At 54.1% G+C, this 18,423-nt stretch carries 15 protein-coding genes and 1 pseudogene; 9 read left to right on the top strand and 7 right to left on the bottom strand.

The window, feature by feature from the left end; genetic code table 11:
* Positions 1–42: 42 nt before the first annotated feature.
* A complete protein-coding gene (locus tag EPD59_RS19205; RefSeq protein WP_133274188.1) occupies positions 43–273 on the bottom strand; it encodes a hypothetical protein in 231 nt (76 codons plus the stop codon).
* Positions 212–847: an RNA polymerase sigma factor gene (locus tag EPD59_RS19200; protein ID WP_133274187.1), complete on the bottom strand. Its 636-nt coding sequence runs from the start codon at positions 845–847 to the stop codon at positions 212–214. The genes EPD59_RS19205 and EPD59_RS19200 overlap by 62 nt, the downstream gene beginning before the upstream one ends.
* 692 nt (positions 848–1,539) lie before the next feature.
* On the opposite strand from EPD59_RS19200, the pseudogene EPD59_RS24235 reads away from it, so the two are divergent.
* The 5 genes and pseudogenes from EPD59_RS24235 (at position 1,540) to EPD59_RS19175 (ending at position 7,477) form a co-directional block, all read left to right on the top strand.
* Positions 1,540–2,831: pseudogene (locus EPD59_RS24235) on the top strand (MFS transporter).
* Between the two features lie 294 nt (positions 2,832–3,125).
* Positions 3,126–3,701: an RNA polymerase sigma-70 factor gene (locus EPD59_RS19190; protein ID WP_133274186.1), complete on the top strand. Its 576-nt coding sequence runs from the start codon at positions 3,126–3,128 to the stop codon at positions 3,699–3,701.
* Between the two features lie 100 nt (positions 3,702–3,801).
* Positions 3,802–4,536 (top strand): head GIN domain-containing protein, encoded by a 735-nt coding sequence (locus EPD59_RS19185; protein ID WP_133274185.1) that lies wholly within the window; start codon positions 3,802–3,804, stop codon positions 4,534–4,536.
* A gap of 103 nt (positions 4,537–4,639) precedes the next feature.
* A complete protein-coding gene (locus EPD59_RS19180; RefSeq protein ID WP_133274184.1) occupies positions 4,640–5,701 on the top strand; it encodes a FecR family protein in 1,062 nt (353 codons plus the stop codon).
* A 39-nt stretch (positions 5,702–5,740) separates the two neighbouring features.
* The gene (locus tag EPD59_RS19175; RefSeq protein WP_165963666.1) at positions 5,741–7,477 is read left to right on the top strand and encodes a DUF4974 domain-containing protein; all 1,737 of its coding nucleotides are present in this window, start codon (positions 5,741–5,743) and stop codon (positions 7,475–7,477) included.
* Between the two features lie 85 nt (positions 7,478–7,562).
* Here the strand turns inward: EPD59_RS19175 and EPD59_RS19170 are convergent, their stop codons facing one another.
* From EPD59_RS19170 to EPD59_RS19160, 3 genes are all read right to left on the bottom strand, one after another.
* Positions 7,563–9,044, bottom strand: a complete 1,482-nt coding sequence (locus EPD59_RS19170; protein WP_133274182.1) for an alpha/beta hydrolase family protein — start codon at positions 9,042–9,044, stop codon at positions 7,563–7,565.
* A 209-nt stretch (positions 9,045–9,253) separates the two neighbouring features.
* Positions 9,254–9,901 (bottom strand): hypothetical protein, encoded by a 648-nt coding sequence (locus EPD59_RS19165; protein WP_394347206.1) that lies wholly within the window; start codon positions 9,899–9,901, stop codon positions 9,254–9,256.
* A gap of 17 nt (positions 9,902–9,918) precedes the next feature.
* Entirely contained in the window at positions 9,919–10,791 is an 873-nt protein-coding gene (locus EPD59_RS19160) for an alpha/beta hydrolase family protein (RefSeq protein ID WP_133274180.1), read from the bottom strand.
* Between the two features lie 196 nt (positions 10,792–10,987).
* Between EPD59_RS19160 and EPD59_RS19155 the strand changes: the two genes are divergently transcribed.
* Positions 10,988–11,695, top strand: a complete 708-nt coding sequence (locus EPD59_RS19155) for an SGNH/GDSL hydrolase family protein (protein ID WP_133274179.1) — start codon at positions 10,988–10,990, stop codon at positions 11,693–11,695.
* Between the two features lie 234 nt (positions 11,696–11,929).
* Positions 11,930–13,030, top strand: a complete 1,101-nt coding sequence (locus tag EPD59_RS19150; RefSeq protein ID WP_133274178.1) for a hypothetical protein — start codon at positions 11,930–11,932, stop codon at positions 13,028–13,030.
* A gap of 194 nt (positions 13,031–13,224) precedes the next feature.
* Here the strand turns inward: EPD59_RS19150 and EPD59_RS19145 are convergent, their stop codons facing one another.
* Both EPD59_RS19145 and EPD59_RS19140 read right to left on the bottom strand, forming a co-directional pair.
* Complete coding sequence (locus EPD59_RS19145; RefSeq protein WP_133274177.1) at positions 13,225–13,728, bottom strand: DUF1905 domain-containing protein; 504 nt, start codon at positions 13,726–13,728, stop codon at positions 13,225–13,227.
* A 222-nt stretch (positions 13,729–13,950) separates the two neighbouring features.
* Complete coding sequence (locus EPD59_RS19140; protein ID WP_205703450.1) at positions 13,951–14,712, bottom strand: hypothetical protein; 762 nt, start codon at positions 14,710–14,712, stop codon at positions 13,951–13,953.
* 325 nt (positions 14,713–15,037) lie between these two features.
* Here EPD59_RS19140 and uvrA point away from each other — a divergent pair, with 325 nt between their 5' ends.
* Together uvrA and EPD59_RS19130 are read left to right on the top strand one after the other, a co-directional pair.
* Positions 15,038–17,830: an excinuclease ABC subunit UvrA gene (uvrA, locus tag EPD59_RS19135; protein WP_133274175.1), complete on the top strand. Its 2,793-nt coding sequence runs from the start codon at positions 15,038–15,040 to the stop codon at positions 17,828–17,830.
* Positions 17,831–17,898: 68 nt separating this feature from the next.
* Entirely contained in the window at positions 17,899–18,312 is a 414-nt protein-coding gene (locus EPD59_RS19130; protein WP_133274174.1) for a DUF2251 domain-containing protein, read from the top strand.
* Positions 18,313–18,423: the final 111 nt, after the last annotated feature.

The following is an 18,423-nucleotide window of genomic DNA, read 5'->3' as shown; positions in this document are numbered from 1 at the left end:
GCAAAATACGCTACTCTCATTACTCATTCCCTCTTTTCTCTTCTACGACGGCGTCAGAAAGGTGCGCGAATACTGTAGAATGGCTTGGGTAGTGGCGGGCCGAGGGCCTCGCTGCAAGCTGGTGAGGCAGCGCTGGGCCAGCAGCAAATCGGCACAGCGGGCTGCCAAATCAGCATCGTGCGCTAAGGCTTGTTCTATTTCTTGGCGCTCCTTATCCGGCAACTCGTTGTATACGTACCGGATCAGTTTCTCGTGGGTAAATGTTTTGATCATAGAAAACGGGTTGTGCGGCCATTTTTTTCCGCAGGTTGATAAGCGCGTAGCGCATCCTCCCCAAAGCGGTATTAATGCTGACCCCCGTTGCATCGGCGATTTCCTGAAAGCTCATATCGCCATAATGACGCATAACAAGCACTTCCTTCTGCGCCGCGGGCAGGTCCTGAATTAATTCGCGCAACCGGGCATGGGTCTCTTCGCGGGTGATGGTCGCTTCCGCGCCCTCCTCCGCTAAAGCCAACGAATTAAAGGCGTGGCTTGTTGTATCAAGACTCAATAAAGGTTTGCGTTTTTCGCGGCGGAAGCAGTCAATGGCCAAATTATGGGCAATGCGGCAAATCCAGGAAGAAAATTTTCCTTCCTCATTATAGCGTCCACCCTTCATGGTGTGGATGGCTTTTATAAAGGTGTCTTGGAGTAAGTCTTCAGCAACGGCTTCATCGCGCACGATGAGCATAATAGTAGTGAAGACGCGGGCTTTGTGCCGCTCCAGCAAGAGAGCGAATGCATCTTCTTTGCCGGCAATGTAGAGCGAAATCAACGCGGAATCACTCGGCTGCATGGTTTCCATAAAGGCTACGGGTTAAGAGAACGTAGAGCTTTAGGTCAAATAGTGCAGGTTGCCGGTGAAAGAGATAATTCTTATAAAAAGATAACTGGGAGAATCAAATGTATAAAACTAGTTGACCAAATACAACGCGATAAAGAATCTGTTAAAATATTTTTTTTACGGATTCAAAACAAACTATTAAATATTGTAAATCAAGTATTTATTATTTCTAATTTTCAAAAACTAATATCATTAACTATTGCAAACCCCCTAGATACAGGCAAATACTGGGTTTACTGCTGAGTAATAACAACGCGCCAGCGCTGCCCCTAACAAGATATTGCAAATTACGTGCGGCAATTTCAGTGTTGATTTACCGGCTTGACTGCCCGGATCATTGTCACGTTATTCCTTCAAAAACAAGCATACGAATTCACGGCATCACCCGGATTTAGTACAATAGCACGTATCACGACTCAAAAAAGCCCCCAGTGATTAATCTATTCCTCAAAGTATAGGTTGAGATAGGAGCACTGCAACTCTCCACACCTTTATTGGCTTGTTAGTCGCCCACGTATGGTGTGAAAACTAATTCTGGTCGCTGATTGTACGCAGAACTACCCTACTAATAAACCGAAGGCCGACGCCTGATAGCCCTGCTTTCCAGCGGGGTTGCGCTACCTTTGAGCCCGATTTCGACCTGCGTTTATATTATGTCCGTTCTTTCCTCTACCGGGCCCCACGATCCATACGCCGCTCTGCGACTGCCCGAATTTCGACGTTTGTTGTCGGCTCGTGTGTGCATGACTGTCGCTACCCAAATTCAAGGCGTAGTGGTAAGTTGGCAAATGTTTCAGCTTACTAATGATCCATTAGCTCTTGGTTTAATTGGCTTAGCCGAGGCAATCCCGAGCATTGTCGTATCGCTTTACGCCGGGCACGTCGCGGACTCCGTGCGGCGGAAGAACATTATTGTGGCGGCCGTCACGGCTTTGCTTTTCTGCTCAGTCACGTTGTTTCTGCTTACCCGTCCTGTTGGGTCGTGGCTGCTGGCGAAGGATCAGTTTTATACGCTGCCACTGTATGCCGTCATATTCGTGAGTGGAATTGCGCGTGGCTTTCTAGGGCCAGCCTTGTTTTCCTTCATGCCCCAGCTTATCCCCGACCGTGAGCGCCTATCCAACGCTATCACCTGGAACAGCACTACGTATCAGGCGGCTGCGGTGCTCGGACCAGCGATTGGGGGCTTTTATTTGCCAAAGCCGGCATCAATACCGCCTACGGTGTCGATGCAGTGCTGATGGCGCTGGCTTTGCTGCTGTACGGTAGCATTGCTGGCCGCGCCCTTCCGCAGATAGAAGGGGAGCGGCTAAATCTGAAGGAAAGTATTCTGTCGGGGGTGCAGTTTATTTTTAGTAACCAGTTGGTGCTAGCGGCTTTATCGCTCGATTTGTTCGCGGTGCTATTTGGTGGAGCCGTAGCTCTACTACCCATTTTCGCTGATGATATTCTGCGTACGGGTCCTGAAGGGCTAGGCTACCTGCGCGCGGCGCCAGCGGTCGGGTCGGTGCTAATGGCAGTGATGATGACATACTTCCCATTGAGGCGTAGGGCCGGGCGTAAGCTCCTGTGGGCGGTGGCTGGGTTTGGCGTCGCTACTATTTGCTTTGCGTTGTCGCGTAATTTCTGGCTGTCTTTAGTTCTGCTGTTCCTTACTGGTGCCTTCGACGCCGTTTCAGTAATTGTCCGCTCTACGCTGCTGCACACTTTCACGCCGGAGCATATGAAAGGCCGAGTGTCGGCCGTGAACAACATTTTTATTGGCTCATCCAACGAAATCGGTTCCTTCGAATCGGGTGCGGCGGCGCGACTCATGGGCGTAGTGCCATCCGTGATTTTTGGCGGCGCCATGACCTTACTAGTCGTTGGTATCACGGCGATTAAAGCGAATAAGCTGCGCCATCTCGATTTAACACCCGAGCCGAAGCCAGTGGCAGCAGCCTAAGTGCTTCATTGAGAGTCCTTATCCTACGCCAACAACTCTGGTTAAACACTAGAGTATTTTTCAAATAAAATATAGGAACCTGAGGTGGTGTATCAGCCTGTAAAGCTGTATTGTTGCACCCATATTAGTTATCTGATTGAGTATATAACTCCACTATAATTTGCGACATCGCAGAAATCAAGTGATACAGCTAGGTAAATAGTAGTGTGGGTTCTACCGCTTATTCAGACTGTTTAGACTAGCTGTTTTACTAGGTGAATTTCAGGAGTTGTGGTTGCTTTCACCCACCTCACTATGTCCATCGCTACCGAACCTGCCGCTGATTTAGAGCTTCGCTTGGCGGAGTTGCAGCATACGGATGCGGAGGCGTTTATGGAAACGCTATTTCGAGCCTTCTACCGGTCGTTGGCGAATGTCGCTTTTCGTGTAGTGCAGGATCGAGCCGTAGCCGAGGATTTGGTGCAAGACGTGTTGATGAACGTTTGGAAAAACCGCGAAACTCTCCACATTACTTCCACTTATCAAGCTTATTTATTCCGGGCAGCCATGAACGTTGCCTTGCGCCACGCCGCTCGTCAGAAGCGCCAAGTCACGTGGGACGAAGCTAGATTACCTGATCCGGGCCGTAACACCACCGACGAACAAGTCTACGGACAGGAAGCCGAAGCTGCCGTAGCCGCCGCTCTTGACACCCTGCCGCCCCAATGCCGCGCCGTATTCTTATTAAGTCGGCAGGAAGGCATGAGTTACCAGCAGATTGCCGATGCCTTAGAAGTGGCCCCCAAAACGGTAGAGAACCAGATGGGCAAAGCGCTACGACTACTTCGAAAAGGCTTACAGGGCTTGCTGCACAGCTTTTTGTGTTGGTAAAAGCTGGGGCAAAAAAATATTTTCACCTGACGTAGGGGTAAAGGCAGGGATTTGAATCTTACTACTGAAAGCATTCCCATCTCCCAACCTATTGTCAGCTATGAAAAAGCTACTTCTCTTATTAGCAGTATCCACTTCGCTGTTCACCACGACTGCCTGTAACCACGAAGGCGACATACTAGGTCCAAGTGTACGCGGCACGGGCCCGACCCAAACCGAAACCCGAACCATCAATAACTTCAGCCGCCTCGAGCTTAAAATTGACGCTGATGTGATTCTGACCCAAGGCAGCCCCCAGCAAGTGCGCATCGAGGCCCAGCGCAACATCCTTGACGTGCTCGAAACAGAACTGGCCGGTGACAAGCTGGAGATAGAGTATGGACGCTACAATGTGCGCGGCCATGATCCGGTTCGAATCTATATTACGGTGCCTGCCCTAACGGAAGTGGAGGTAGCAGGCTCAGGAAAAGTGAGCAGCACAACACCCTGGACGGCTACCAGCTTCCGGGTGGGGGTATCCGGTTCGGGAGAGGCTAGCTTGAACTTCAATCGGGCCGATGCCCTGCGGACGAGCATATCCGGCTCGGGTGCGGCAAAGCTGAGCGGGAATGCACCCAGCCACAACGTGAATATCAGCGGCTCGGGCCGCGTAGATGCCTATGATCTGGACACGCAGGATAGCTACGTAGCAATAAATGGATCGGGTAGAAGCTACGTGCGCGCCTCACGGACGCTTAATGCCGACATTACCGGCAGTGGCTCGGTATACTACCGCGGCGCCCCCGTCGTAAGCAGCCGAATTACAGGTTCAGGCAAGGTGCTAGCCGACAATTAGGCTCACTTGCATTGCTTCGGGGGAATTGCTAAACTGCCTTTCGCACCCCCATCCGGTATCCCGAAAATACCGACTTTAGCAGGCTCACTTGCCGCTTTCATTCATGCCCAACTTGTATTCCGACACGGATGCCCCCTGGGATCTTTTGGCCAAACACTTGGCCGGGGAGGCGTCTGCGTCGGAACAACAAGAACTGCACGCTTGGGTGACGGCTACGCCGGAGCGTTTGCCATTGCTTACTGCCGCCGTTCGGGCGTGGGAGCGGGGTGGTACCGTAGCTGAGGAGTTTTCGGAGGCTGATGTTGAGCCAGCTTGGCAGCGCTTCCGGATAGCCGCTGACCTAGCTCCAGCAGCCCCAATTCAGGCAGCAATACCTGCTGGAAAAGTAGTGCCTTTGTGGCCCGCTGCGCGGCCCTGGCTGCGGGTAGCGGCAGCCGTATTGCTGCTCGTCGGTGTTTGGAGCTTGCTCCGCATCTTCTTGCTCAATAACCGGCAGGAGGAAATGATAACCGTAACAGCCGGTGCTGAGCGTCAGCAAACCACTTTACCCGATGGCAGCAAGGTGTGGGTGAATCGACACTCTACGCTTAGCTACGCCGCCAACTTCAACCAAACCGCTCGGGTTGTGCAGCTGCAAGGAGAAGCGTTTTTCGAAGTGAAAAAAGACCAAGGCCGCCTATTCACGGTACTTGCCAATGAGACCCGCACGCAGGTGTTAGGCACTTCCTTCAACGTACGAGCCTACGGCGCCGAGGACTCCGTGGAGGTGGCCGTAGTAACTGGGAGAGTGGCTTTTAGCCCCGTGCGCCGCTTACCGACTGGTTCGGATTCGGTGCTGCTCACGGCGGGGCTGCGCGGGGTAATTCATCGGGTGGCACCCACGGCGGCCGTGCAAAAACCTATTGTAGATCCTAACTTCCGCGCCTGGCAGCGCCAGGAATTGGTATTCGACAATCAGTCGTTGGAACAGCTTGCTCAAACGCTGACCCGCTACTACGACCAGCCTGTAACGCTTGCTAACCCGGCCCTTGGGCGCTGCCGATTCACGGGCACCTTTGCCCAGGCTAGCCTACCCCAGGTGCTACGCGTGGTGAGTTTATCGGCCAACTTAACGGTAAGCCAATCAGGCGCCGGCTACACACTCGACGGGCCGGGCTGCCGCTAGCAGTTCGGATTTTCTTTCGCCTTTTAACTCATGATAGCTATGCGAAACCGCATATGCCTAGCCTTGGCCTTGCTTTTTGCCCTATGCGGGCTACCTACTCAGGCCCAAAATAGCTCCGCCTCTGTGCTGGAGCGCAAAGTAACGGTGACCTTCAATCAGGCACCGCTCGAATCGGTGCTGCGTACGCTGCGGCGCCAATATGGCGTGCGAATATCCTACAGCAATACGGCCCTCGATTTGAGCCAGCCCGTGACGCTCAGCGTGCAAAATCAATCGTTGCGCTCTGTACTCAACTCGGTGCTGGCGGGTAAAAACATCGGCTATGAGCTGGTAGGCGACCAAGTGGTGCTGCACTCCACAACTCCGTCCAAGCCTAGCCTCGACTCAGGTGCAAACGCCGCAAGTAAGGGTGCCGTGACGAAAGCAACTGCCGCTACTACTTCAACCCCCAATAAGCCGACAGCATCTAGTAAACCGCTACCAAGTAAGAAAAAAGCCCCCCAGACTTCGACCACCGTGGTTACGAATGATACGGCGAAGTCAGGAACCCAATCGGTGCCAACCGCAGCGCCACCTATCAGCGCGAGTGCGGCCTCTGTGCCATCCAACTCAGTGGATACACTCGCCGCAACCGCCTCATCCGATTCTACAGCGCAGCCTACCACTCCTGAGATTTCGGCAGAAAAAACGAGGAGGCCTACTGTTACCAAACAGGTGCAGGTGTCTTTTCTGGGGCCTCTGGGGTCGAATGGATTGCGTAGTGGCCAAACGGTAAACCGACTATCCTTGAACGTGTTGGGAGGCTATTCGGCGGGGGTAAATGGAGTAGAAGCCGCGGGTCTTTTCAACGTGGCCCGCGACTCGGTGCGGGGTGTGCAGGTGGCTGGTTTGGCTAACATAGTAGGGCGCAACCTCACTGGCTTTCAGGGCGCAGGTTTGCTGAATGTGCTGGGTGGCACCGCCACTGGGTGGCAAGCTGCGGGTTTATTTAACGTAGCTACCCGACCCGTAAGCGGGGCTCAAACGGCTGGCCTGTTCAACTATGTTGGTCCTGCCAAAAAAGCCCCCCAGCCAACGGATATCGAGAACACAGATGCTAAAATGCTCCCCGGCCGACCAACGATGCAGGCCGCGGGATTATTCAACATCGCCTTGGGTGAAGTGCGAGGGGCGCAGGCCGCAGGCTTATTCAATGTAGGCGGTACGGTGCGGGGTGTGCAGGTGGCGGGGTTGCTCAATATTGCTGACTCAGTGGCGGGCGTCAGTATTGCGCCGCTCAACTTTGTGCGCCGTGGCTACCATCGCTTTGAGGTTATTAATACGGAATCGTGGCCGGTAAGCGCCAGCCTGAAGCTGGGCGGCTCGCCTAGTTTCTATACCTTTTTCACGGGCGCTTACGATGGCTTCGGCAGCCGCGACCGACGCTGGGGGCTTGGCTATGGTGTAGGCACCGAGGTATTTGCCCGGCGTCGCGTCAGCTTTAGCCTCGATGCGGTAGCTATGCACGTAAATGAGGAAAGCCGCGGCTGGACTGACGACCTGAATCTGCACAACCAGCTGCGCCTGCTAGTAGGCTTCGCCCCGCTGAAAGCCGGTGGCCGCCTGCGTTTAGTGGCCGGGCCGACGGTGAGCGTGCTCGTCACGCAGCGCTACGATACGGAGCGTGCTCAAGTGTATTCCAGTCTGCTGCAGAACCGCAGCTTGTGGCTGGATGAAGGCAGCGCCAGTACTCGCGTACTGGGGTGGGTTGGCTATAGCGTTGGGGTGCGCTTATAAATGCACAAACGAAACTAGCCCAGCGCTTTCTCATGCAGCTGGGCGGAGAAAGCGCTGGGCTATTTTATGCCAAAAACAAATGATGCTACCGGCTCGCCTGACTCTTAGGCTGCTTGGCGAAGTTAGGCTTCAGTCGTTTGAAAAACGTGGTGTGCGCTGCTAACTTTTTAGCGTCGGGCTGCCCGCTACGATCCATCACCCACTCGCGGATGGTGTCCAGCGCTTTGGGTGAGAAAGCCGGCTGCTGCTGCCCGTTCACAATGGGCCAATCTTTCATGTCGGGTTGAAAAGAGTGATTGACGCCCGCCAGCTTGTGCACGGTCACATCGCGGTTAGCGTTGAGACCTTTCGATAACATAGAAAGATTCGTGCGGGCCGCTACCTGTAAGTCATCCACGCCGTTGAGCGCCAGCACTGGGCATCTTACGTCAGATAATTTGTGGGTAGGATCAAAATCCATGAAGTAGCGCGACCACGGCGTGGTGAGCTGAATAGCGCGTGCTTTAGCCATCACCGGGTCAATATGCGTGTTATTGAGCCGCAGGATGCCGGCCAGCTTAGCTCGCGCCTGCGTATCATCGGGTGTCTGGCGTATTACTTCCACCATACGGTTGTGAAGGTCTACGGCCGCTTGCACTTGCTGAGCATCTGAGCCAATAAGCCGCATAATTTCTACTTGCTGGCGCAGCAGCACGTCCCGACCGGTTAGGCCGTAGCCCGCCAAGGATACCACGAAATCAGGCGTCTTCGTGTGTTGGTCGGCCGCAGCTAGTAAGGCTACGTTGGCACCTTCCCCGTGCCCCAGCAAGCCCACATGCTGCGGGTCGATGAGGTCGCGCGAGCGCAAAAACGTTAACGCAGCCTGCGCATCGCCTACCAAATCGACGGTAGTAGCAGTACGATAATCCCCACCCGATTTGCCTACACCTCGATCATCAAAGCGCAATACGGCAATGCCGCGGCGCGTGAGATAGTCGGCGAGCTGCCCAAACATGCGGTATTCCTGCTGCCCGGCGTCCCGATCCTGCGGGCCTGTGTCAGATAAGAGAGCCACCGCCGGAAACGGACCTGGTCCGGCTGGTATGGTCAGCGTGCCGGCCAGCTTGAGCTTAGCCGCGACATTCATAAACGCAACATCCTCTTCGCGGTAGGGGGGGGTGAGGCGCGCTTTTTTAGCTACGGGCGGCGTAGAAACGACCAAGCGCTTCAGTACAAGCGGAGCGGTGAGGCCAGGCTGCTTCCAAGTACCGGTGAGGGTAGCGGCGCCTTGCCCTACTTTACCTACAAAGCTGCTGCCAGCCTGCTCCATACGTAGCGTCAGGTCGTTGCCTTTCAGCTCAACCTCTACGGGCATGCGGTTAACCCGCTGCTTAGGCACATCTAGCGCTGCATAGTAAGAGCCATTTGTAAGCGGCATAATCGTGATAATTAGCTCCAGGCTGCCTCCTGGTACCTTCAGCATCCCTTTCCACTGGCCTTTTAGCGGAGCAGGATCAGCGGCTTGGCTAAGGTTAGGTAGCCAAATCAGCAGGCACGCTAACAGAGAAATGAATAAAGATTTCTTCATAAAGTTTAATTATGTTCTGCTTGGGAGTCAGTCAAACGCAACAATAGTCTTCTAGCCTATCACTCGCTGAATAGTGATTAATATAGGCGATTAAGCTATTTTGGGATAATTTAAGACAAATATTTTCACTAGCGCAATCGGCGTGCCGTTCGCTTGCTATCTATGCAATAGCGGAAAAAGATAATTGTCTTAATAACCAGCCCGTAACCTTATTTGGTTCGTTGAACGATCCAGTCGCCCAGGGCTTGTAGTGCCGTGGGGGAGAATGTTTCCGTAAGGCCCTCATACTCGGTGACGGCACCAGTAGGGGCTGTCTGAAAAAGGTGGTTCAGGCCCGATAGCTCCCTTACGGTCACGTCGCGGTTACCCCCGGTTTTCAATGCTTTTTCAATTGACTTCAGATTAGGCTCAGCCGCTACCAGCAGATCTTTGGAGCCATTAAGCGCCAGCACCGGGCACTTAATCGTGCGCAGGTTTTTGGGCGGATTATCCTCCAGCATATAGCGGTAAGCCGGCGTAGTCATCATGTCAGCCTTATTTTCGGCTAGTTTCTGCATCTGCGCGGCTTGCTCGGGAGGCAGCGGAATGGGCGGAATCATGGCCGGAATAAGACGGGCCCGCGCGTGCTTATTGTCGCTGATCTGCTGCACGATGTTGAGCAGGGCCCGTTGGCGCTGCTCTACGCCAGCCAGAATTTTGGGGTCATTGGTTTTCAGACGAGAGATGTCCAAGGTCTGACGCACGATAACCTCAGGTCCAAGCACGCCGGGCGTGGCCAGTAGTACCAGGAAGTTAGACGCTTGCGCTTTACTAGCGGCTATAATAGCAGCTGTGCCGCCTTCGCTGTGCCCTACCAAACCAAGTTGCTTGGCATTTAAGTCGCGGCGGGTACGCAGAAAATCCAGGGCGGCCTGGGCATCCGTGGCATAATCAGCGGCCGTAGCCGTGGCCGAATTGCCCCCGACTGGCCCACCCCCCGATCATCGAAGCGCAGCACGGCAATACCGCGGCGGGTCAGATAATCGGCAATAACCCAGAATGGGCGGTGCCCAAACACGGCTTGGTCGCGATTTTGGGCCCCAGAACCCGAAAGCAGCACGACGGCCGGAAATGGGCCCGCACCCTGCGGCACCGTTAGGGTGCCGGCGAAGTTGATACCAGCGCTTTTGTTTGTAAAACGCACCTCCTCTTCGCGATACGGAAATGGTGTCTGGGGTTCTTGTGGCCGTTTTGCGTTCTTGCTGGCCACAGGCTTGCTCGGCGGAATAGTTGGGGTAGCCGCCGCGGCAGCCGCCACTACGGCGGTGCTGGTGCGCTGCAACAGCAGTGGCAGCTTAGCGCCATTTTGCCGCCATTTACCCGTAATTAGCCCCCCAGTAGGTGCTATGCGGCCCGCGAAGGAGGCTCGAATGGCATTCGACTGCAACAGTAAGCTGTCGCCGCGCACCTCCACTCGCTCCACGGCAATGCCACGCGCATTTTGGGTCGGAATATCCAAGCTGGCCGTGGGCTTCCCATTATTGTCGGAGATATGCAGCTGAAGCTGGAGCAGCTTACCGTTCGGTATTTTCAGGGTCCCACTCCATTTGCCCCCAGAGCCGGGGCAGCGCCCAGCGCTGAGGTGCTGCAGGCAAGTAGGAGCTGAAATAGCAGCAGAAATGGGGTGGCGGTATGCATAGGGAGGGATATGAATAGCTGACGCAGGCAGGTGCAAAACGCCGGCCAGTGATAGGAATAGTATACCCATCTCTAAATTTTGCCATTGGCTAAATGCTATATTTACTAAGGCAGGCGCAGAAAATCACCGACCAGTACCACCCGTTGCTGTGGCTATCAGGCGGCTTGCGGGGGCTTTTTTAGCTGAGAATCGCGTTGCTTCCGCTACCTTGATGCCTCAGTGAGTGCCAGCTGCCCAATCTTTCATCAGTAGTATGCTCAACTCTATGCTTCGTTTTCGGCTACGTTCGCTTCAGGCTCTGAGGAGCGCTTTTGCTGTTCTGCTTTTCTCACTGGTCGCGCTGACGGGCTTCGCCCAAACGGCTCCGCCCCCTGCCAGCGTCGCCCAGTGGACGACTGAGCTACGAGCATTTGCACGCCAGGACAGCCTCAAAAAGCCCCCCATCGCCGCTATTCTGTTCTACGGTAGCTCCTCCATCCGCATGTGGGAAACGCTGGCCACCGACTTCCCCAATCAACCTGTGCTCAACCGCGGCTTCGGCGGCTCGCGCTTTCCCGATGCCATTCAGCTGTTTGATCAGCTGGTGGTGCGCTACCGGCCGCGGCAAGTGGTGCTCTACGAAGGCGACAACGACATAGCGGCCGGTGCCACGCCCCAGGAAGTATATGCGTCGTTCCGCACATTTGAGAAGCTTATGCGCCGGAAGCTGCCCAAGTCGCAGCTGGTTTTTCTGTCTATCAAGCCTAGTCTGGCCCGGTGGGCGCTTTACCCCAAAATGCAGGAGGCCAACAACCTCATCCGTCAATATATCGAGGCTCACCCCAAGCGGCTGCGCTTCGTGGATGTGGGTGCGCCCATGCTCGGCGCCGATGGCAAACCCCGCCCGGAGCTCTTCCTGGAAGATGGCCTGCACATGACTCGCGCCGGCTATGAAATCTGGACGCAGGCGGTACTACCCGTTTTGGCTAAATAAGAAAGCTGTTAGAAGGATTGTCCCAATAATTTCGCCCGTCATGCAGAGCGGAGCGAAGCATCTCGCGTGCTGACATTGGATTAGTAATCCTGGTTAACATGCGAGATGCTTCGCTCCGCTCTGCATGACGGTAGGGGTTGTTGTAAATAAAAATGCCCCCCAGGCATCCTTTTAACCTACTGTTAGCATCTTAACTCTACAACCTATCCTTTATTAAAATCACAGTAACATCTAGTGAAACAATCTCTACTTCTCCTCCTCACCATTACACTGCTTTGCGCGGGCTTTAGCAGCAACGTTAGCGCTCAAGCGCCTCTGGAGGTCGTGCTGGTGGCTTCCTCTCACGGCAACCCCAGCAAGCCGGAAAAATACCGGCCTATTATTGACAAGCTAAAGGCCTATCAGCCAGATATGGTGTTCGGTGAGTACATGCTGCCAGCGGAGCTAAAAGCGGCCAACGACAGCACCTACGGCCGTTATACATTTATGCCCCGCTACCGCTATATCCTGCGGCGTACACCGGTAATGCCCAAGAACTTAGCGCGTGAAATCAGCAAGCAGGAAAAGACGCTTCGGAAGTCGCCCGACAAGCACACCACCCGAATAGAGCTGGCTCGCAACTACGTGCTGGCCTACGACCGGGCCAACGCCGAGTACCAGCTGCACATTCTGGAAAAGGTTCAGAAGCCCAAGTTCAGCCCCGCCGACCTAGCCCACTTCGATACCGTGCTTGGCGGCGCCGACTCCTTACGAAAGGTGAAGCTACTACGCCCCGGCACCGAGTACGACCGGATTTATTTTCCTCTAGTATATGAACTAGGGCAACGCGTTTACCCCATGGATTGCCAGAAGTACGATAAGGAATGGAGCCAAGAATGGAGCCGCACGGCCGTGGCGGTAGAAGCGCTCAAGGCGCGGGTAAAAGCCGACTCCACTTCTGCCGAGGCGCTAACGGCCAAGAAAATTCAGGCCGCCGTGGTGGCCTACCGCACATTTGGGGATGATATTAAGCCCACCGAAACCCTCACGCAGGAGATGATTTATTACCAATTCATGAATACACCCGCCTACGACGCAGTAGACGAAGCCATGAATTTTTACGGTGGTGAGGCGCTCTATGGCATGCCGGGCTTTCCCACGGAATCGGTGAAGGGAATGAAGGTGCAATATGAGCGGCGCAACCAGGGGATGTGCGAGAACATTGTGCGCCAGGCTCGTCAGCAAGGCGCCAAAAAGGTAATTGTGGGAGTAGGAGCCTCGCACGGCAAAGGCATGCGCGAAATTCTGGCGGCCATGCCCGGCGTGAAAGTGATTAGCTACAACGACCTGCCTTAGAGCATATGTACATTTTTTGTCATGCAGCGCAGCACGAAGCATCTCGCGTGCTGACGTCGCCAAGCTAAAGTTATCCCAAAATGGACGTCATGCTGAGCGGAGTCGAAGCATCTCTCCCGCAACGGTAATCAACGAAGCAGTAGAGATGCTTCGACTCCGCTCAGCATGACCGCAGCCGCCGCTGGGGGGCTTTTTTACGTCGGTGGCAGGCAGCTTTTCGTGTTGGGGGGCAAATGTGCCAGCCGCGTGCAGGCAGTTTCGGCCCGAATTACTTTTTGCTCATCGGTGGAGGCTGCCGCTACCCACGCTACCCAGGCTTGCTGGTGCGCGGCACTCAGGCGCTCGTAAGCTTCCAGCGCGCCGGGCACCTCCGCCAGGCACTCCCGAAAGTCATCGGCGGATACGGTGAGCGGCGCCTCTTCATCGGGGCAGAAGAGCACCAGCCGCACCACGTCGCCGGCCTGCTTGCCCAACTCCTTGCGAATAGCGGCCTTCACCGGCAGAAACAGCCGACCCTGACCCATAGACATCAAGTGCGCGTTGGTTAACTCAAACGCATCGATGTGCCCGCTCACCGGCAGCGTGCTGAAGTAACCCTTGGAACCCGCAAACGGCGCCGGCACGGGCGCATACGTCCAGCCACCTTTGCCAGAAAATTTCTCCAGCGTCACTTCCGCATTTATGACTTCGATGGGCATAATGGGAGGAAATTTGAATCTAAAACGCTCCAGTGCTGGCGCGAGCTTAGCGCAGCGCAACTCGTGACAAACTATAAAGTGGAGGCTGTGCCTCCACTGCCGCGTTAGCGGCAAACTTGGGTGAGATTAAGTGGCCAAGACGTTCTGATGCGAGGCACAGCCTCGCCCGGATAAGTGTCACGAGTTACGCTGCGCTAAACTCGCGCCAGTTAGGGGGATAATTTAATAAGCAGCAACTTCAGTTTCTGCTACCTCAATTTTTCGTTGTCTAATTTTCCAAAACCAATATAATCCGCCCAATGGAATTCCAAAAGTCCAGACTGAACCTAGATATCCCATGTAGCTAAAACTAAGTCCAAGTAAAATTTGAAAACTAAGAATATTAAAGGAAAATCCGCTAACCGCGGCATACGTCAATGCAGGAACATTGAAAACAAACACTGCAATATATTTTAGTTTTTTCTTTCTTAAGTCACTCTTTTTTATTTGTCTAATGACATAAATATTAAATATAGGAACACATAGTGCGACAAGCCCAAATAACCAAAAGTATATCATAGACGGAACGGGCTTCTTTACATCAAGTGTATTTATATTCAATATCTTTCCTGATTTGTCGTCAAAGACAACCTTAAAGATTCCAAATTCTTTACCGTTCGAAAACTCAATTAGTGCAACTGTTGTGTTAGGTGCTGTATTTTCCTCTTCCTTAGTTGAGAATTTCTTCTCGGCATTCATAAAAGTGAAGTCCAAATCTGTTCCGAAATCTTTGACTATAATTTCTCGAAATCTGGCGAAACTTGCTTTCATTTCTTCAGAATTAGAGTCTTTTGCTATTTCATGTTCCATAGCGAAATAACCAATCGCATTATTGTAGTCTTTCTTTAAGACTGATTCAATAAAGCCCTTTGTTTTATCTTTATATGTGAAAGCGTTTTTAATAAAATCACACCCTGTAAGTAGGGAAAGTATTAATACTGTCAACGTAATTTGTTTTGACCTTCTCATTAGTTATTTTTTCCCTTAAAATTTTTGGTGAAATTAGTGTTATCGCCATTAAGGAGTAGCGTCAATGAATCCTTAACGCACAAAATAGTAGCGTAAATCGTACCAATAGTAGCATAGATTACACTAAAAGTCATCATAGAGCAGTAGCGCAAAACCACTAGGCAGTTACCATCCCAACCACCCCCGCCGTACCTTTGCGAATTCAAAACGCTGTGGGCGAAACCTTCCACCCGCTGCCGGCTGTTACGTTACCTATGCCCAAAACTGCTTCCCTCCAGGTGCCGGCCCCGCGGACGACCCGATTGACGCGCTTGATCCGCGCGAGTTTATTCTCATTAAAAATGCCCGGGTTCATAATCTCAAAAACCTCAGCGTAGCGCTGCCGCGCAATAAGTTTATTGTCGTGACGGGGCTGTCGGGGTCGGGCAAGTCGAGCCTGGCGTTTGATACGTTGTACGCTGAAGGTCAGCGCATGTACGTGGAGAGCCTGAGCAGCTACGCCCGCCAGTTTCTGGGCCGCATGGACAAGCCCGACGTCGATTATATCCGGGGCATTTCGCCGGCTATTGCCATCGAGCAGAAGGTATCTATTAAGAACAACCGCTCCACCGTCGGCACCAGCACCGAGATTTACGATTACCTCAAGCTGCTGTTTGCCCGCGTAGGTCGCACGTTTTCGCCCGTCAGTGGCGAGCAGGTGCGCAAGGATACCGTGGCCGACGTGGTCGATTTTCTGTTTACGCTGCCCGATGGTACCCGTGTGATGCTGCTGTCGCCGCTGACTCCCTCCGAGGAAGGCCGGAAGATGAGCAAGGAGCTGGATTTGCTGCTGCAAAAAGGCTACTCGCGGGTAGTGACCGAAAACGGCGAAGTGTCGTTCATCGAAGACCTGATTGGGGAAGGCAAGCCGGAAGTGAAAGGCGCCGTGCACATCATGATTGACCGCGCCGTTATCCGGCCCGGCGACGAAGATTTGCAGTTCCGTCTGTCCGACTCGGTGCAAACGGCCTTTTTCGAGGGCCACGGCACCTGCTTGGTGCGCCTCGATGAGGAAACCCGCATCTTCTCCGACCGCTTCGAACTGGACGGCATGAGCTTCGAGGAGCCGAGCGTCAATTTCTTCAGCTTCAACAATCCCTACGGCGCCTGCCAGACCTGCGAAGGCTTCGGCTCGGTGCTGGGCATTGATGAAGACCTCGTTATTCCCGACCAAAACCTGACCGTGTTTGAGGGCGCCATTGCCCCCTGGCGCACCGATAAGCAGAGCGAGTGGCTGAAGCCTTTGCTGAAAAACGGCATCCGCTTCGACTTCCCCATTCACCGCCCCTACAACGAGCTGACCGAAGCCGAGCGCCGCTTGCTTTGGGACGGCAACAAGTACTTCGAGGGCCTCGACGCTTACTTCCGCTGGGTAAGTACCCAGACCCACAAAATCCAGTACCGCGTGCTGCAAAGCCGCTACCGGGGCCGCACCACCTGTCCCGATTGCCGCGGTACCCGCCTGCGTAAAGACGCCCAGTATGTCAAAATCGACGGTCAGAGCATCACCGACGTGGTGCTGCTGCCGGTGAGCAAGGCCCTGGAGTTTTTCAACAATCTGACCCTAACCGAGCACGACGCCAAAGTAGCTGAGCGCCTGGTAACGGAGGTGACCAACCGCCTGGGCTACCTGCACCGCGTGGGCCTGGGCTACCTCACGCTCAACCGCCTGAGCAGTACGCTCTCAGGGGGCGAATCGCAGCGTATTTCGCTGGCTACGTCGCTGGGTTCGGCACTGGTAGGCTCCATGTATATTCTCGATGAGCCCAGCATCGGCCTGCACCCCAAGGATGCGGAGCAGCTGATTGGCGTGCTGCGCTCCTTGCAAAAACTCGGCAACACCGTGATTGTGGTGGAGCACGAGGAAATGATGATGGAGCAGGCCGACCAGATTATTGACATCGGCCCCGAAGCCGGTTCGGGCGGCGGCAACCTGATGTTCCAGGGCACTTACCCCGAGATTCTTAAAAACACCAGCACCTATACCGGGCAGTATCTGGGGGGCAAAATGGAGGTCAAAGTACCCACCTCACGCCGCCCTTGGCGCAACACCCTGGAAATAACCGGCGCCCGCGAAAACAACCTCAAGAACGTCAACATCAAGTTTCCGCTGAACGTGATGACGGTGGTAACGGGCGTATCGGGCTCCGGCAAATCGACGCTGGTAAAGCGCATTTTGGCCCCCGCACTCATGAAGCAGCTCGGCGGCGGAGCGGGCGAAGCCACTGGTAGGTTCGACCGCCTGATGGGCGTAAACGGGCAGGTGACGCACGTAGAATTTGTCGATCAGAACCCGATTGGCAAGTCCTCGCGCTCCAACCCAGTGACGTACGTGAAGGCCTACGACGCCATCCGGACCTTGTTTTCGGAGCAGCCACTGGCTAAAGCGCGCGGTTTAAAACCTTCGCACTTCAGCTTCAATATCGAAGGCGGGCGCTGCGAAGTGTGCCAAGGTGAAGGCCAGGTGAAGATTGAGATGCAGTTTATGGCTGACATCTACCTGACCTGCGAAAGCTGCAACGGCCACAAGTTCAAGCAGGATATTCTGGACGTGAAATTCCAGGATAAAGGCATCGATGACGTGCTCGACATGACCGTAGCCGATGCCGTGGAGTTCTTCAAAGGCCAGCCCAAAGTAGCCGAGCGCCTCAGACCGCTGGACGACGTGGGACTAGGTTATATCCGCTTGGGCCAGTCGGCCAATACGCTTTCGGGCGGCGAGGCCCAACGCGTAAAGCTGGCTTCCTTCCTGACCAAAGGCGCCACCTTGCAGCAGGATAAAATCCTGTTCATCTTCGACGAACCCAGCACCGGCCTGCACTTCCACGACATCAACAAGCTGCTCAAAGCCCTAAACGCGTTGATAGAGCAAGGCAACTCGGTCCTCATCATCGAGCACAACGTCGACATCATCAAGTGCGCCGACTGGATTATCGACCTCGGCCCGGAAGGTGGCCTCAATGGGGGGCATTTATTGTTCGAAGGCACGCCTGAAGACATGGTGAAGCTCAAAGACACGAACCACACGGCCCGTTTCCTGGCTGACAAAGTGTAGCGACCTCAACCCAGATTTCTCGTAAAACGAAGGAGCCGCTACTTAGCGGCTCCTTTTTTATTGCAGCTATGATCTTAAGCGTCGAAGAAAAATTCCGAGTAGGCGAACCAGAGCCCGGCGAGAAAAACCGTTTAATCAGCAGCGCAGCGGCTAATAATGAGTTTCAGGTTCTGTTTGAAGATGACGGCACCACCGGCCACTTCTACGCGTTGCGCAACGGCAATGAGCTGGAACTGCTCGATGCGCTCCACATCTACAACGTGGCTGATATTGAAGATCAAGAAGTGCCCATAACCGCCCAAATCTTCTGGGATGAAGCCCAAAACACGGCTGTGCTGCTCATCAACGGCAAAAGTCACGCGCTGTATGATTTCCAGCGCCAAGCTGGCTTTTGCCGCAACGCTTTCCCACCTGCCCAAAACGGGCAGCTAGGTTCGCGTGAGCTGACGGATGAATTGGTGGATAAATACTTCGCTGCCTAAGTGGCTGGGGGGCAAATGTTGCTGTCAGAATCATAATCGTCTGTCATCCTGACGAAGGCAGGACCTTCTCCCGCCTGAACGACCAACATAGCAACGACAAGACGCAAAGTG

This window comes from Hymenobacter radiodurans (assembly GCF_004355185.1).
In the GTDB taxonomy this organism is placed as follows: domain Bacteria; phylum Bacteroidota; class Bacteroidia; order Cytophagales; family Hymenobacteraceae; genus Hymenobacter; species Hymenobacter radiodurans.
The sequence above is the reverse complement of the archived record's forward strand: the minus strand, read 5'-3'. Positions and strand labels throughout refer to the sequence as shown.